General features: G+C 70.7%; 13 protein-coding genes and 1 pseudogene. 11 read left to right on the plus strand and 3 right to left on the minus strand.

The annotated features are described in order from the left end of the window. Positions 1-4 precede the first annotated feature (4 nt). The 4 genes from Ate02nite_RS35490 to Ate02nite_RS35505 are packed head-to-tail and all read left to right on the plus strand — an operon-like array spanning position 5 to position 3,974. The gene (locus Ate02nite_RS35490; RefSeq protein ID WP_203812279.1) at positions 5-1,273 is read left to right on the plus strand and encodes an ABC transporter permease; all 1,269 of its coding nucleotides are present in this window, start codon (positions 5-7) and stop codon (positions 1,271-1,273) included. A 26-nt stretch (positions 1,274-1,299) separates the two neighbouring features. Beyond that, the gene (locus Ate02nite_RS35495) at positions 1,300-2,016 is read left to right on the plus strand and encodes a cytidine deaminase (RefSeq protein WP_203812280.1); all 717 of its coding nucleotides are present in this window, start codon (positions 1,300-1,302) and stop codon (positions 2,014-2,016) included. Beyond that, positions 2,013-3,287, plus strand: a complete 1,275-nt coding sequence (locus Ate02nite_RS35500) for a thymidine phosphorylase (RefSeq protein WP_203812281.1) — start codon at positions 2,013-2,015, stop codon at positions 3,285-3,287. The genes Ate02nite_RS35495 and Ate02nite_RS35500 overlap by 4 nt, the downstream gene beginning before the upstream one ends. Before the next feature lie 6 nt (positions 3,288-3,293). Continuing rightward, positions 3,294-3,974: a DUF4272 domain-containing protein gene (locus Ate02nite_RS35505; protein ID WP_203812282.1), complete on the plus strand. Its 681-nt coding sequence runs from the start codon at positions 3,294-3,296 to the stop codon at positions 3,972-3,974. A gap of 78 nt (positions 3,975-4,052) precedes the next feature. Here the strand turns inward: Ate02nite_RS35505 and Ate02nite_RS35510 are convergent, their stop codons facing one another. Further along, complete coding sequence (locus Ate02nite_RS35510) at positions 4,053-4,892, minus strand: putative RNA methyltransferase (protein ID WP_203812283.1); 840 nt, start codon at positions 4,890-4,892, stop codon at positions 4,053-4,055. 26 nt (positions 4,893-4,918) lie between these two features. Here Ate02nite_RS35510 and Ate02nite_RS35515 point away from each other — a divergent pair, with 26 nt between their 5' ends. From Ate02nite_RS35515 to Ate02nite_RS35535, 5 genes are all read left to right on the plus strand, one after another. After that, a complete protein-coding gene (locus Ate02nite_RS35515; protein ID WP_203812284.1) occupies positions 4,919-5,989 on the plus strand; it encodes an adenosine deaminase in 1,071 nt (356 codons plus the stop codon). Positions 5,990-6,425: 436 nt separating this feature from the next. Further along, on the plus strand, positions 6,426-10,010 hold the full coding sequence (locus tag Ate02nite_RS35520; RefSeq protein ID WP_203812285.1) for a sensor histidine kinase: 3,585 nt from the start codon (positions 6,426-6,428) through the stop codon (positions 10,008-10,010). Continuing rightward, a complete protein-coding gene (locus tag Ate02nite_RS35525; RefSeq protein ID WP_014447580.1) occupies positions 10,007-10,411 on the plus strand; it encodes a roadblock/LC7 domain-containing protein in 405 nt (134 codons plus the stop codon). The genes Ate02nite_RS35520 and Ate02nite_RS35525 overlap by 4 nt, the downstream gene beginning before the upstream one ends. Before the next feature lie 89 nt (positions 10,412-10,500). Beyond that, positions 10,501-10,881 carry a DUF742 domain-containing protein gene (locus Ate02nite_RS35530; protein ID WP_203725131.1) on the plus strand — a complete coding sequence of 127 codons (381 nt, stop codon included), beginning with the start codon at positions 10,501-10,503 and terminating at the stop codon, positions 10,879-10,881. Between the two features lies 1 nt (position 10,882). Next, entirely contained in the window at positions 10,883-11,473 is a 591-nt protein-coding gene (locus Ate02nite_RS35535; protein ID WP_203725129.1) for a GTP-binding protein, read from the plus strand. Positions 11,474-11,672: 199 nt separating this feature from the next. Here Ate02nite_RS35535 and Ate02nite_RS35540 read toward each other — a convergent pair whose 3' ends face one another. Next, entirely contained in the window at positions 11,673-12,362 is a 690-nt protein-coding gene (locus Ate02nite_RS35540; protein WP_203812286.1) for an HAD family hydrolase, read from the minus strand. A gap of 36 nt (positions 12,363-12,398) precedes the next feature. Here Ate02nite_RS35540 and Ate02nite_RS35545 point away from each other — a divergent pair, with 36 nt between their 5' ends. Both Ate02nite_RS35545 and Ate02nite_RS35550 read left to right on the plus strand, forming a co-directional pair. After that, positions 12,399-13,331, plus strand: a complete 933-nt coding sequence (locus Ate02nite_RS35545) for a phosphotransferase family protein (protein WP_203812287.1) — start codon at positions 12,399-12,401, stop codon at positions 13,329-13,331. A 22-nt stretch (positions 13,332-13,353) separates the two neighbouring features. After that, positions 13,354-14,007, plus strand: a complete 654-nt coding sequence (locus tag Ate02nite_RS35550) for a 4a-hydroxytetrahydrobiopterin dehydratase (protein WP_203812288.1) — start codon at positions 13,354-13,356, stop codon at positions 14,005-14,007. A 42-nt stretch (positions 14,008-14,049) separates the two neighbouring features. Here Ate02nite_RS35550 and Ate02nite_RS35555 read toward each other — a convergent pair. Beyond that, positions 14,050-15,209 (minus strand): annotated as a pseudogene (locus Ate02nite_RS35555) (transposase); the annotation flags it as partial.

The following is a 15,209-nucleotide window of genomic DNA, read 5'->3' on the forward strand; positions in this document are numbered from 1 at the left end:
CCAGGTGTCGACGGCAACAGTCGAAGACCTGACGGGGGTCGACGCACCCGACCGGTTCTGGAACCGGGAGCGCCGGCTCGGCGCCGGTGTCACCATCATCGGCCTGGTGGCCGCGTTCATCTTCGGCCCGCTGGCCGAGTCCAAGACCGCCCGCTTCACGCTCAGCACCGACGCGACCGGCGCCGCCCTGTCGATCAACGGGCAGCTCGGCACGATCCTGTTCGGGCTGATCGCGGTGGTGCTCGGCGTGGTCATGCTGACCGGCCGGGCCAAGCGCTGGCAGACCCTGCTGCTCTGCCTGGGCATCGCCGCGTTCGTGCTGTCGTTCCTGTGCTGGCAGGTGGCCGGCAAGTTCATGCCGCTTGTCGACACGCTCAGCGGCAGCGTCGAATACGCCCTGCCGCTCGTCCTGGGCGCGCTGGCCGGCGTGCTCGGCGAGCGCTCCGGCGTGGTCAACGTGGCGATCGAGGGCCAGTTCCTGATGGGCGCGTTCGGCGCGGCCCTGGTCGGCACGCTCGCCACCAGCGTCTGGGCCGGTCTGATCAGCGCCATGATCGGCGGCCTGATCATCGCCGCGATGCTGGCCGTGCTGGCCATCAAGTTCCTGGTCGACCAGGTCGTGGTCGGCACCGTGCTCAACCTGTTCGCGCTCGGCATCACCGGCTTCCTCTACGAGCGGCTGATGCAGCCCAACGCGCTGAAGTACAACCAGCCGCCGCAGCTGCCGCGCTGGGAGATCCCGGGCCTGGCCGACATCCCGGTCCTGGGGCCGGTGCTGTTCCACACCAACGTGCTGGTCTGGATCGCCCTGATCCTGGTGTTCGTCATCCACTTCGCGCTCAAGGGCACCCGGTGGGGCCTGCGCACCCGGGCGGTCGGCGAGCACCCCACGGCGGCCGACACGGTCGGTGTCCGGGTGCGCGGCCTGCGCTACCTCAACGTGATGGTCGGCGGTCTGATCGCCGGGGCCGGCGGGGCGTACTTCACGCTGGTGTCCACCGGTGCCTTCAACAAGAACATGACCGCGGGCGCCGGCTTCATCGCGCTGGCCGCCCTGATCTTCGGCCGGTGGACGCCGTTCGGTGCCCTCGGCGCGGCCCTGTTCTTCGGCTTCGCGCAGAAACTGGCCTACTTCCTGAGCGTGGCCGGCAGCCCGGTGCCCAACCAGTTCCTCAACATGCTTCCGTACATCGCCACCATCGTGGCCGTGGCCGGTCTCGTCGGCCGGGTCCGGGCGCCGGCCGCCGACGGTGTGCCATACGTGAAGAGCTGACCGGCTCACCTGGCAGAATTCGCGGTATGGAGATCGACTGGGCTGGACTGCGGGCCGCCGCCATCGAGGCGATGCGGCACGCGTACGCGCCCTACTCCGACTTTCCGGTCGGGGTGGCGGCGCTGGTGGACGACGGCCGGATCGTCGTCGGGTGCAACGTGGAGAACGCGTCCTACGGCGTCGGGCTCTGCGCCGAGTGCGGGCTGGTCAGCTCGCTGCACGCGACCGGCGGCGGGCGGCTGGTGGCGGTCTCCTGCGTGGATGCCAACGGCGACCCGCTGATGCCGTGCGGGCGCTGCCGGCAGCTGCTGTTCGAGCACGGCGGCGCGGAGTGCCTGGTCGAGCACCAGAGCGGGCCGCTGAAGATGAGCGAGCTGCTGCCGCACGCGTTCGGGCCGGACGACCTGGAGAAGGTCAACGGGCCGGCCGCCGGCCACGAGGTGCCGACCGCCCTGGCCAAGTGGCGCGGGCGCGGCACCGTGTTCGTGCACCCCGACCTGGCCGGCGGCGAGACCGTCTGGACCGGTTACTGGGAGCGGTCCGCGGGCAGCCCCGACGAGAGCGATGCCACCAAGGGCGTGCTCGAGGAGGGTCCGAACTTCCCCACCACCGCGGCCGCGGTCGGGTGGGGCCGGGTCCGCACGCCACGGATCGTGGTGGTGGACGCCGACGGCGGCCTGGCCTGGGCCGGCGAGGGCGATCCGCCGGACGGCATCCCCGCCCGGTGGCAGGAGGAAAAATGAGCTTCGCAGCCGTGGACATCATCCGGGCCAAGCGGGACGGCCAGGTGTTGTCGGACGAGCAGATCGACTGGGTGGTCGACGCCTACACCAAGGGTGTGGTCGCCGACGAGCAGATGTCGGCGCTGGCCATGGCGATCCTGCTGCGTGGCATGACGCCGGCCGAGATCGCCCGGTGGACCGCCGCGATGATCGCCAGCGGCGAACGGCTGGACCTGTCCAGCGTGACCCGGCCGACCGCCGACAAGCACTCCACCGGCGGCGTCGGCGACAAGATCACGCTGCCGCTGACCCCGCTCGTGGCGGCCTGCGGCGCGGCCGTGCCGCAGCTCTCCGGCCGCGGCCTGGGGCACACCGGCGGCACCCTCGACAAGCTCGAGTCGATCGCCGGGTGGCAGGCGTCGATCAGCAACGACGCGTTCAAGCGGCAGCTGCAGGACGTCGGCGCGGTGATCTGCGCGGCCGGGGACGGCCTGGCGCCGGCCGACCGCAAGCTCTACGCCCTGCGCGACGTCACCGGCACCGTCGAGGCCATCCCGCTGATCGCCAGCTCGATCATGAGCAAGAAGATCGCCGAGGGGACCGGCGCGCTGGTGCTGGACGTCAAGGTCGGCTCCGGCGCCTTCATGAAGGACCTGACCACCGCTCGCGAGCTGGCCAGCACCATGGTGCGGCTCGGCAAGGACAGCGGGGTCAACACGATCGCGCTGCTCACCGACATGAACACCCCGCTCGGCCTAGCCGTCGGCAACGCCAACGAGGTGGCCGAGTCGGTGGAGGTGCTGGCCGGCGGTGGCCCGGCCGACGTGGTCGAGCTGACCCTGGCGCTGGCCCAGGAGATGCTGGCCGCGGCCGGCCTGGACGCCGACCCGGCCAAGGTGCTGGAGAGCGGCGCGGCCATGGACACCTGGCGGCGGATGATCCAGGCGCAGGGCGGCGACCCGGACGCGACGTTACCGGTGGCCCGGGAGACCGAGGTGCTGCGGGCGGCGGCCGACGGCGTGGTGACGGCCGTCGACGCGTACGGGATCGGGGTGGCCGCCTGGCGCCTCGGAGCCGGCCGGGCCCGCAAGGAAGACCCGGTCAGCTTCGGCGCCGGGGTGCAGCTCAAGGTGCGGCCGGGAGACCGGGTGAAGGCCGGTGACGTGCTGCTCGAGCTGCGTACCGATGACGGCAGCCGGATCGCCGCAGCGCGTGCCGACGCGGCCGCGGCCGTCACCGTCGGAGAGGTCGCGCCCGCCCTTACCCCGTTGGTACTCGACCGAATAGCCTGACGCACCATGACGAAGGCCGCACCCGACCCGCGCGCGGTCCGCGAGGCCAGCCTCGACGAGATCGAGCGGCTGGGCCTGCCGCTGCCACCGCCCGGCTTCCCGCTGATCTGGGAGCCGGGCGACAGCATCGAGCTGCGCCCGACCATCGACATCGAGGCGCGCTGCGCGGTGCTGCACGTGGTCGTGGCGCGATGCTTCGGGATGCCCACCGAGATCGCGATGGGCTGGCTGCTCGGCTCGCACCTGGTCGATCTGGTGACGCCGCCGGAGTGGCAGTTCGTGATCGGCGCCAAGGGCGATCACCGGTCGTTCGTGCTGCACCACGACGCGGTCTTCGCGCTGGCCTGGTTGCTGGGCCTCAGCCGGCACCTGGATCCGACCGCCCCACCGGAAGACCGGCTGATGTCCCAGATGCCCGATCTTCCGGCTGGTGAGACATTCGGTAGCTGGCGATCTAGGTCACTGATGTCGCCGCGCGACCCGGTCGAGGCGGCCGTCCTGCTCGACCTCTACTACTGCCTGGACTGGGCGTTCCAGGAGGCCGAGCGGCTCGGCGCGGACCTGCCGGGGGAGATCGGCAGCAACGCGATCGGCCAGCGCCGGTGGGCGCTGGAGTGGGCCATCGTCTTCCAGGGCCCGTACCACGACAAACCCGCCGAATGGGAAGAAGTGGATCTTTCTGTATAAGAGCTTCAAATTCCGAATGTCGTAGCTCGGTGGTGGGTGACGGACCGCAGCTCCCGCCGGGGCCGGGCCGGGGCCCAGCTACGCCGGCCCTGGCCCTTCATTCTGCGTGAGTGGGGAAAACCGCGGGTGGTAGGCCGTCACGTGGACCGCGGCCGTAACCGTCACGTCCGTCGTGGGCAGGTCGGCCACCGGGACGTGACGGGCACTCGGTGTCATGCCGATCAGCGTGCGCGCCTCCGCCGCGGTCAGGCGAAGCTCGCGCTCATGGGCCTTGGCGGAGTCGGCGGTGAAGTGCTCGTCGAGCGCCTCCCGCACCCGGGCCTCCTTGTCCGGGTCGACCCGGATCAGGCCGTGCGCGGCGATCAGCTCGCGCAGGTGGTCCGGCGCCGGGGTCACCACCAGCAGCACCCCGTCGGCGCGCAGGATGCGGTGGAACTCGGCGCCGTTGCGGGGCGCGAACACGTTGAGGATCAGCCCGGCCGACCCGTCGGCCACCGGGAGCGGACGCCACAGGTCGGCCAGGACGGCGGCGGCCCGGGGGTGGGCCCGGGCGGCGCGGCGCAGCGCCGGCTTCGAGACATCCAGGCCGAGACCGGCCGCGGCGGGCGCCGCGTCCAGGACCCGGGCCAGGTAACTGCCGGTGCCAACCCCGGCATCAACCACCAAACCATCCGACGCGTACGGCGTGAGAGCCTCGCCGATGAAGTCGTAGTGCCCGGCGGTGAGGAAGTCGGCCCGGTCGGCCACCATCTCGGCGGTGTCCCCGGAATGCGGCAGCCGGCCCGCGCTGAGATCCGCGTACCCCTGCTTGGCCATGTCGAAGTTGTGGCCGCGCGGGCAGTGCAAGGACCGCTCGGCCCGGCTCAGCGGCTGTTCGCAGATCGGGCATCGGAGGTACGGCAATGCTCCGTCGATCATTCCGTCCCGCCCTCTAGGCTTCTCTGATGGCCGCCATCGCACATTCCGACATCGTCAAGGCACCGAAGGCGCTGCTGCACGACCACCTCGACGGTGGCCTGCGGCCCGCGACCATCCTCGAACTGGCCGAGGAGATCGGGCACCCGCTCCCGGCCGGCGACCCGGAGGCGTTGGGTGCCTGGTTCGCCGCGGCCGCCGATTCGGGCTCCCTGGAACGCTACCTGGAGACGTTCGCGCACACGGTGGCGGTGATGCAGACCGAGGAGAGCCTGCACCGGGTGGCCAAGGAATGCGCGCTCGACCTGGCCGCCGACGGGGTGGTCTACGCCGAGGTGCGCTACGCCCCCGAGCAGCACCTGGAACGCGACCTGACGCTGGATCAGGTGGTCGAGGCGGTAAATGCCGGCTTTGTCGCGGGGGGTCAGGAAGCGGCGGCCCTGGGCCGGCCGATCCGGGTCGGGGTGCTGCTGACCGCGATGCGGCACGCGGCCCGCTCGCAGGAGATCGCCGAGCTGTCCGTGCGCTACCGCGACGCGGGCGTGGTCGGCTTCGACATCGCCGGGGCCGAGGCCGGTTTCCCGCCCACCCGGCACCTGGACGCCTTCGAATACCTCCAGCGGGAAAACTTCCACTTCACCATCCACGCCGGCGAGGCCTTCGGTCTGCCGTCGATCTGGCAGGCGATCCAGTGGTGCGGTGCCGACCGGCTGGGGCACGGGGTCCGGCTGGTGGACGACATCTCCGGCGACGGGGTGCTCGGGCGCCTGGCGGCATATGTGCGAGACAAGCGGATTCCGCTGGAACTGTGCCCTTCGTCCAATGTGCAGACCGGGGCGGCCGCGTCGATCGCCGAGCATCCGATCGGGCTGCTGCACGATCTGCGGTTCCGGGTCACCGTCAACACCGACAACCGGTTGATGAGCGGCACCTCGATGTCCCGGGAGATGGCCCTGCTCAGCGAGGCTTTCGGGTGGGGCTGGGCGGAACTGCAGTGGTTGACCATCAACGCCATGAAGTCGGCGTTCATCCCGTACGACGAACGGCTCGCGATCATCAATGAAGTGATCAAGCCGGCGTACGCCAAGCTGCTGGGTTGAGTGCCACCTGGCAAATGGAACCCGACCTATGGCTCACGGCTGTACCGGTTCGGCGAGGTCCCTCATCCGTTCGGTCAGAATGGTCCCTACAAACACTGCAAAATCGGGCATCTCACCTTGCTCTGCGGGCCCGACCGCGACATCGTTCCTCCTGCCGCGATCCACTACGATCGGGCCCGGCCAGCCAGCGACACCCCCGCGTTGCGCTGATCGGCATGAGTGACACTGAGAGACCCTTGCAAATACAGGCAGTCATATCGAACCGGCGATGTCCAACTCCGACGGAGCAACATCGCGTCACACAACCGGTCCGTGTCCGCCTGCTCTTTCTCTTTGACACTCGTCGTGATGGAATCTCGGGGGCCCGACGCGGTAGTCGGCCGTGTGCGGTGTTCCGGCGACCCGAAAGCCGGGCCCGAATCAGGAGGACGGTGACGTGAGCAAGCGCCCCAAGACGGCGACCGGCGTCATGTCGCGTCTCCGTCGGCCGGCCGATCGGCTGCGAGATCTGCCGATCTGGTCGAAGCTCGGCCTCATCATGTTGGTGCCTACCCTGGCGACGATCATCGTCGGCGTCAGCGGTCTGGTGGACCACATCGATACGGCGAGTAACGCGGAGCGCGCTCGAAACCTATCGGTGCTGTCGGAGGCCGCCGGTGGCCTTGTCGATCGCCTGCAGAACGAACGTGCCTACGGCGTCATCATCACCACGAGCCCGCGGCAGAGCACGATCCGTGACGTGGCCCTGAAGGCCTACAACGGCGAGCACGCCCAGGTCGACCAGGCCAAGGTTCCGTACTCCCAGCAGAAGGCCGCGCTGGACGACGTGCCGAGCAAGGTGAGCACGCTGTTGCTGCGGCTGGACCGCAACCTCGAGGACCTCCCGTCCAAGCGCAGCCAGATCGCCAACGGCAAGCTGGGTGTCGACGACGTCGAGGACACCTACGGCAAGCTGATCGACGACCTGCTCTCGGTTCGTGACGTCTCGGCCCAGCTGGCCAGCGACACCGAGCTGAGCGACCACCTGCGTACGGTGGCGGCGGTCGCCCGGGCCAAGGACTACATCTCCCAGCAGCGCGACGTCGGCCACGAGGTGCTCGGCGCCGGCGACTTCAACGCCACGCTGCGGCAGGACTTCCTGCTGACCGACGCCGGCTTCAAGCTCTCCCAGGCGACGGTCAAGTCGGTTGGTACCGATGCCGAGGTGCAGCTCTTCGACCGCACGGCCAACGTGACGGACGGTCGCGCCGCGACCAACCTGACCGGTCAGCTCCGCGCGCTGCAGGGTGCCAACACCAAGAACATCCCGTTCGACTCCCAGCAATGGGAAGCGGCGATGATCGGCTACAACAACCTGTTCCGGCAGGTGGAGCAGAAGCTCGACGCCGACATCGTGGTCGAGGCCACCGGCATCCGTAACGACGTCAACCGGCGAGTCTTCATCGAGACCAGCGTGCTGCTCGCGATGCTGCTGCTCGCGATCCTGTTCGCCTGGCTCGTCGCCCGGTCGATGGCCCGCTCACTGCGCGAGCTTCGACAGGGTGCGCTCTCGGTCGCCCAGTTCGGTCTGCCGCACGCGGTTTCCCGGCTGCGCGACCCGGCGCTGGCCACCTCGCTCACCCCGGCCCAGGTGGCCGACCAGATCGCCGAACCACTACCGGTGCGAAGCCGGGACGAGTTCGGGCAGGTGACCGAGGCGTTCAACGCGGTTCACCTCGAGGCGGTGCGCACCGCGGCCGAGCAGGCCGCACTGCGCTCCTCCGTCGCGACGATGTTCGTCAACCTGGCCCGCCGTTCGCAGATCCTGGTCGACCGGCTCATCGGTCACCTCGACCGGCTGGAGCGCGGCGAGGAAGACCCGGACCGCCTGGCCGAGCTCTTCCAGCTCGACCACCTGGCCACCCGGATGCGTCGTAACGACGAGAACCTCCTGGTTCTCGCCGGTGCCGACTCGACCCGTGTGCAGCGCGAGCCGGCCGCCCTGATCGACGTGCTCCGCGCCGCGCAGTCCGAGGTGGAGCACTACACCCGCATCGAGTTCGGCATGATCGACCGGGACATCGAGGTGGCGGCGCACGCCGTCAACGACATGGTCCACCTGGTCGCCGAGCTCTTCGACAACGCGACCGCGTTCTCCCCGCCCAACTCGACGGTCACCGTCGAGGCGCGGCGGCTGGGCGACAGCGCGATTCTCTCGGTCGAGGACCGTGGCATCGGCATCAGCCGGGAACAGCTGCGCGACCTGAACGAGCGGCTCGCCAACCCGCCGATGGTGGACGTGGCCGTCTCCCGCATGATGGGCCTGGTCGTGGTCGCCCGGCTGGCGAACCGGCACGGCGTCAAGGTCGAGCTGCGGCCCGCCGACTCCGAGCGTGGCACGGTGGCCGAGGTTGGCCTGCCGCTGCCGGTGCTGTCCGGCAGTCACCTCGCCGGCGGTCGTCCGGTGCAGGCCGGCGGCTACGAGAGCCTGCAGCAGGGTGGCCGTCCCGGCATGCCCGAGCCGCTGGCTCTGGAGAGCGGCCGCGGCGGTTACCCCGGTGGCCGTCCGTTCGACCCGAACCCGCCGATGTCCAACGGTGGCATGCTCGGCACCGGTGCCGGCCGGGGCGTTCCCGCCTGGTCCGACCTCACCGGCGCGCCCGGCGGCTCCAACGGCTCCAACGGTTTCGGCACCAACGGTTCGTCAAACGGCAACGGCAATGGCAACGGCGGCGGGTCGAACGGCTTCTACGGCCCGCGCAGCAACGAGATGATCCCGCCGCTGCCGTCGGGTCCGATGGGCCAGCCGTCCAGCGGTGCCCCGCAGGGCTTCGCGGGCCCCGACGGCCTGCCGCAGCGCCGCAACGGCGACCAGTTCCAGCCGGGCAACGACGGCTACGGCCCGTCGATCCCGCGGCAGCTGCCGTCCAACCCGGAGAACCAGGGCCGGGGCGGATTCGTCCCGCCGGTGTCGGCTCCTCCGCTGCCGCCGGTCTCGGCTCCGCCGATGCCGTACGGTGGTCGGCCCACCTCGGTGCCGCCGGCCAACGAGCCGCCGGTCTCCAGCCCTCCGGCCAACCCGCCGGTCTGGCCGCCGGTCGCGCCTGAGCGTGACCCGAACGCCGCACCGCACGTTCCGGAGAGCCTCGCCGCGGCGCTCGACATGACCGCCGAGATCCCGCGCTACCGGCCCGAGCGCTCCGACCCGCAGGTCGAGCGCCCGACCAACCCGCAGACCGCGCCGATCCCGTCGTCCGCGCCGCCGGCTCGCCCGGTGTCCGCGACCCCGGTGTCCGCGACGCCCACCTCGGGCAGCCCGCAGGCGGAAGCCCAGCAACGGGCGGCCCGAGCGGCTCACGAGGCGGCGGCGGCCCAGGCCGCCGAGGCGCAGGCCACGGCTGCTCAGCAGATCGCGGCGGCCCAGGCGGCGGCCCGTCAGCGGGACAGCAACCAGGGCCAGTTCGCCGACGAGACGATGGAGCTGCCGATCTTCCGCGAGCTCGAGTCCGCGTGGTTCACCACAACCACGCCGTCTCGGCCGGATGGCAAGCCCAACGGCGCCGACGACCCGGTCACCGCACAGCGGATCTCGACCGGGGAACCCACCCGGTCGGTGCCGCAGCAGGCTGCTTCGCCCGAATCGCGAGACCTCGATCCGGCGCCGGTGGGCGTTGGCGCGGTGAGCGGCTACGGTTCGAACGGCAACGGCTCCAATGGCTCCAACGGCAGTGTGGCGGGCAACCCGTGGCGCACCGCTGCCGACGAGGGCTGGTCGGCCGCCCGCGCGGCCGCCGAGCACTCGATCGATACCACCACCACGGCAGGGCTGCCCAAGCGCACACCGATGGCGCAGCTCGTCCCCGGCGGTGTCGACCGCGGCGGAGATCCCGCCCAGAAGCGCACGCCCGAGGGGGTTCGCGGTCTTCTCTCCGCTTACCACCGCGGTGTGCAGCGCGGTCGCACCAAGGAACAATCGACCAACCCGGAGGAGACTCCGGGAGGGCAGCAGTCCTCGCAGGCTGGCAAGGAGCATGAGGCATGACATCTACGCAGGATCTCGGTTGGCTTCTGGCCAACTTCGCCGACCGCGTGCCCGGAGTAGCACATGCGATCGCGGTCTCCGCCGATGGTCTGCTCCTGGCAGCCTCGCGGGACCTACCGCGTGACCGTGCCGACCAGCTGGCGGCCATCGCCTCCGGCCTGGTCAGCCTCACTCAGGGCGCCGCTCGGTGCTTCGAGGGTGGTGCAGTGCTGCAGACGGTCGTCGAGATGGACAACGGGTTCCTCTTCCTGATGTCGATCTCCGACGGTTCGTCGTTCGCGGTGCTCGCGGCACGCAGCTGCGACGTCGGCCAGGTGGGCTACGAGATGGCCCTTCTCGTCGACCGTGTCGGTGAGGCCCTCACCCCCGCGCCGCGTTCCGCGGCCGGGGTCCTCGGCTGAAAGGGCAGCCAGCCGGTGCTGCCGGCACTGTCCAAAACGCTGACAACACGAGACACTTCTAGGGTTCGAGGAAGGGGTGAGCGGTGACGATGCCAGAGCGCGATGAGCCGACCGGCGCGTTGGTCAGGCCGTACGCCGTGACCCGCGGTCGGACCCGACCGAAGCTTGAGATAGCGCTGGAAGCGCTGGTCGAGACAACCGTCCGCGGACGTTCTGGAATGATCCGCGGCGGGCAGGGTGGAAGCGAGCATCAGTACATCGCGGCTATGTGCGACGGCGGCCGTGTGCAGTCGCTCGCCGAAATCGCCGCACGCATGCAACTGCCGCTCGGTGTGGCTCGGGTAATCGTCGCGGACATGGCCACTGATGGCCTGGTCGCGGTGTACGAGCCCACCTCGCTGGACGACGAGACCGACGCGGTAGGCACGGAACTGCTGGAAAGGGTGCTGAGTGGACTTCGCAGGCTCTGACATGTCGCACCGTCCCGCTGCTGGGGGACGCGTTACATCGGCGAAGATTGTCATCGCCGGTGGGTTCGGCGTCGGCAAAACGACGCTGGTCGGGTCGGTCTCGGAGATCACCCCGCTGACCACCGAGGCGATCATGACCTCGGCTGGTGTGGGTGTCGACGACAACCGGCAGGTGCCCGGGAAGATGACGACCACCGTCGCCATGGACTTCGGCCGCATCAGCATCGACCGTGACCTCATCCTGTACCTGTTCGGAACACCTGGCCAGACGCGGTTCTGGTTCATGTGGGACGAGCTGGTGCGAGGCGCGATCGGTGCCGTGGTCATGGTCGATACGCGCCGGCTGGCCGACTGCTTCGCCGCCATCGACTTCTTCGAGCATCGCCGCCTTCCCTACCTGGTGGCGATCAACTGCTTCGACGGCATGCAGTACCACAACGCGCAGGACGTGCGAGACGCGCTGGCGATCTCGAGCGACGTGCCCGTGGTGAGCTGCGATGCCCGCAACCGCGAGTCGACGAAGAACGTCCTCATCTCGCTTGTCGAGTATGTGTTGACGATGCGTCGCACCCGCGCAGTCGCTCCGGCATAGCGGGTGATCTCTGTCCGCGGAAAGCGCGGACCGAGGTCACTATGCCTATGTCTTCTCCGGGGGCCGAGCCCCCGGAGACCCCGCGTTGCGGTGGTTGCGGCATGCGTGGTTGTTGCGGTCAGAGCGGTCACTTAGCGTGAGCGGTCTTTGACTTAGTGGAAGCCCCGTTCCGATGGGTCGGAGCGGGGCTTCTGCGTGCTTACGTTCGGATCAGTGGGGCCAGGGCGTCCAGGTCGGCGATCGTCAGCTCCGGGGTGTACGGGTCGGGGTCGCTGCGCCGGGCCGCGGCGTCCGGGTAGGCCGTGTTGGTCACCAGGACCGGGCGCATGCCCGCTCGGCGGGCGCCGTCGTGTTCCCGGCTGCCGCCGTCGCCCACGTACCAGCACTCGGCCGCCGATACCCCTAGACGGGCACTCACAGCGGCGTAGAGGCGCTGATCGGGCTTCCGGCACCCCTCTTGCCAGGAGAAGACCGGAGCGTCGATCCTCGGCGCGTAGGGGGTCTCCGGCCAGGACTCGCAGAGCTCGCTCGAGCAGTCGCTGATCAGGCCGAGGCGATAACCGTCCGCGCGTAACCGGTCGAGCAGGTCGAGCACCCCGGCGCGGGGCGGCCGCACCCGGACGCCGCCGGCCAGCTGAGCGGACACCGCGGCGTCGAGGTCGGCCTCGTCCGGGTCGGCGCCACACTCCGTGGCGATCCGGCGCAGCGTGGCGCGCGTGTCGCCGTAACGGCCGGTGATCCGGTCCGGGAAGCTGGCGCCCATCGCCTGCCAGAAGCGGTCGGCCGGGATCGCCAGCGCGGCCGCGGTGGCGGTGAACGACTCGCGGCGACCGGCCTCGGCGGCCGGGTCGGTCAGGGTGCCGAAGAAGTCGAAGACGATGGCGCGCACCCTCGCATGATCTCAAAACCGGTAGCGTCGGGCGCCATGCGCGACTTTCTCGGGATCGACGATGTCCATGAACTGATCCCCGGGCTCGGTGCGGTGGACCTGACCCGGCTGGCCGGTGGCACCAAGAAGGGCGTCTATCGGGTCCGCCTCGGCGACGGCGGCACGGTGATCCTGTACCGGTGGGCGGCGGAGGAGAACTACTGGCCGCCGGTCGGCACGGTGCCGGACGACCCGTTCACCGGGGAGGCCGGGATCGCCGAGTTCGCGGCTAATCACGCGGCACTGCGGGACGCCGGGGTTCGCGTACCGGAACTGCTGCGGCTGGACCACGACGGCGCTTTCGCCCTGGTCGAGGATGCCGGTGCGGAGTCGCTGGAGCGACTCATGGAAAGAGATCCGGCCGCGGCGGCCGCGCCGCTGGCCGAGCTCGGCGCGGCCCTACGCCGGATGCATGCCGGCGTGACCGCGCACTACGGACCGCCCACCCCGGCGGCCGGGCCGCAGCGGCCGGCCGAGGACATGGTGGTGGACCGGGCGCTCGGTCATCTCGCGGCGGTGGCGGACCAGGACGTCCGCCTGACGGCGGAGCGGGACCGGATCGAGGACCATCTGCGCGGGTTGCGCGCGGCGGTGCCTCCCCGCCGGGAGTACGCGTTGGTGCACGGCGAACTCGGACCGGACCATGTGCTGGTGAACCCGGCCGGCGAGCCCGTGATGATCGACTTCGAGGGGCTGATCCGGTTCGACGCGGAGTGGGACCACGCGTGGATCGAGATGCGGTTCGGCGCCGACTATCCGCGCCTCGACCCGGGGCCGCTGGATCCGGCGAGGTTCGCGCTCTACTCGTACGCCCAGGTGTTGTCCCTCATCGAGGGGCCGTTGCGGATCGCCGGCACCGACTTCCCGGACCGGCAGTGGATGCTCGACCTGGCCGGCTGGAACATCACCAAGGCACTCGCCGCGCTGTAGTCCCGGCGGGAAAGATGGTGGCATGACGAAGCTGACGGGATCGCAGGTCGCGGCCGAAGGGCTGACCGGCTGGGCGCATCTGTACAACGGCTTGCACACCCGGGTCCGCAGCGGCAGTTTCGCTGCCGGCCTGGCCCTGGTCGACGCGATCGGCGCGGCCGCCGAGGAGATGGACCACCACCCCGACCTGGACCTCCGCTACTCCCATGTGGACGTGCGGCTCACCAGTCATGACACCGGCGGGATCACCGCGCGGGACATCCGGCTCGCCCGCACCATCTCGGGCCTGGTCGCCGAAGCCGGGCTGAGCCAGTCGTTCGGCGGCCTGACCTGGCTCGAACTGGGCCTGGACAGCCCCGACCACGCCGAGGTGGCGCCGTTCTGGGAAGCCGTCATGGGCCTGGAGCACCGCAAGGGCGACTATGACGAGGAGGTCGCCGACCCCTCGGGCGTGCTGCCGACCATCTGGTTCCAGCAGTCCGGCCGCGAGGAGCCCCGGCAGCGCTGGCACCCCGACCTGTGGGTCGACCCGTCCGAGGTCCAGCCGCGAATCGACGCGGCGGTGGCGGCCGGCGGCAAGCTGGAGAGCGACGCCGAGGCACCGAGCTTCTGGGTGCTGGCCGACCCGCAGGGCAACCGGGTCTGCCTCTGCACCTGGCAGGACCGCCGCGGCTGAGCATGGCAAAGGCGGCCGCGCCGGCGGCCGCCTTTGAAGGGTCTAGCGGGAGCTGTAGTTGGCGTTGTCGTTCGTGTTGTTGTTGTTCGTGTTGTTGCGGTAGTCGTCGGGGCCTTCGCGGTCGCGGGTGAAGTCCCAGCCGCCGGCCGACTCACGGCCCGGGCGGCCGCCCATCGCGAAACCGCCGATCTCCTGCCCGCGACGCCAGCCGCGGAAGTAGCCGGTGGTGTGCGCCGCGATGCTGGCCGCGTCGCGGACGATGCGCAGCGGGCGCTCGTCCCGCAGCGGTGAGCCGGGCACCAGGTTGGCCTGCGGGACCCGCTTGGGCAGGCCCGCGGACGTCTCGGCGGCGATCTCGGGGGTGGCGGCGCGCTCGGCGGCCCGCCAGCCGCTGTCGTTCGGGTTGGCCCAGTCCATCTCGGGCGACTGCTCGGTGTGGCCGGTGAACCAGGCCGACCGCGCGGCCGCGAAGATCAGCAGGTCACCGTCGCTGCCGTCGGACGAGACCGGCGGCGTGGTGCTGCGGTCCAGCGCGGTCACCGTCATGCCGGTGCTCATCGAGCCGTTGGTCATCGACCCGTTGGTCATCGCGCCGTTGGCCATCGAGCCGTTGCTGGTTCCGTTGCGGCGGTTGGCGAGACGGCGCGCCTCGCCCTCGACCAGCCGGAGCGAGGGCGGGTCAGCGAGCGCCGTCAGGTCAGCGACGGTCGTGTCGAGGCTGTTGCCGAGCTGCGGCTCCACCAGGCGCAGGGCCGGCGGCTCCTTCGGCATGTCCTGCCACGGCGGCTTGACCCGGCCGTTGTCGGCGGGCGGTGCGCTGATCGACCCGGTCGACGCGGCGAGATCTTCGCCGCTCGGGTTCATCAGCGGCCAGTTGGCGCGGGAGCCGGGCTCGGCCGGCTCAGCGCGCGGGGTCGGCATCGGCAGCGACGAGTAGTCGGTGGCGCTGCCGGCGGCCGGGGTCGAGCGGGCCGGGCGCGGCGGGATGACCGTGCGCTGCCGCTCGGCCCGAACGCTGTTGATCGCCGCGTTGGTCAGGGTGGCCTGGAACGGCTGGCCGCTGTCGGCCGGCGAGACCGAGGCCGGCGGCAACGAACCGCTCGAGTAGGTGGTGGACGGCAGCGAGCCGGTCGAGAACGACGCGGGGGGCGCCGACGGCGCCGAGGCAGGCGTGATCGGGCTGCGCGCACCGGTTCCGAACG

Source organism: Paractinoplanes tereljensis (assembly GCF_016862435.1).
GTDB lineage: Bacteria > Actinomycetota > Actinomycetes > Mycobacteriales > Micromonosporaceae > Actinoplanes > Actinoplanes tereljensis.

What these genes read in the sequence shown, in the direction of transcription:
- Ate02nite_RS35495 (WP_203812280.1), top strand. Translation starts at nt 1,300, where the DNA reads ATGGAGATCGACTGGGCTGGACTGCGGGCCGCCGCCATCGAGGCGATG.
- Ate02nite_RS35500 (WP_203812281.1), top strand. Translation starts at nt 2,013, where the DNA reads ATGAGCTTCGCAGCCGTGGACATCATCCGGGCCAAGCGGGACGGCCAG.
- Ate02nite_RS35505 (WP_203812282.1), top strand. Translation starts at nt 3,294, where the DNA reads ATGACGAAGGCCGCACCCGACCCGCGCGCGGTCCGCGAGGCCAGCCTC.
- Ate02nite_RS35510 (WP_203812283.1), bottom strand. Translation starts at nt 4,892, where the DNA reads ATGATCGACGGAGCATTGCCGTACCTCCGATGCCCGATCTGCGAACAG.
- Ate02nite_RS35515 (WP_203812284.1), top strand. Translation starts at nt 4,919, where the DNA reads ATGGCCGCCATCGCACATTCCGACATCGTCAAGGCACCGAAGGCGCTG.
- Ate02nite_RS35525 (WP_014447580.1), top strand. Translation starts at nt 10,007, where the DNA reads ATGACATCTACGCAGGATCTCGGTTGGCTTCTGGCCAACTTCGCCGAC.
- Ate02nite_RS35530 (WP_203725131.1), top strand. Translation starts at nt 10,501, where the DNA reads ATGCCAGAGCGCGATGAGCCGACCGGCGCGTTGGTCAGGCCGTACGCC.
- Ate02nite_RS35535 (WP_203725129.1), top strand. Translation starts at nt 10,883, where the DNA reads ATGTCGCACCGTCCCGCTGCTGGGGGACGCGTTACATCGGCGAAGATT.
- Ate02nite_RS35545 (WP_203812287.1), top strand. Translation starts at nt 12,399, where the DNA reads ATGCGCGACTTTCTCGGGATCGACGATGTCCATGAACTGATCCCCGGG.
- Ate02nite_RS35550 (WP_203812288.1), top strand. Translation starts at nt 13,354, where the DNA reads ATGACGAAGCTGACGGGATCGCAGGTCGCGGCCGAAGGGCTGACCGGC.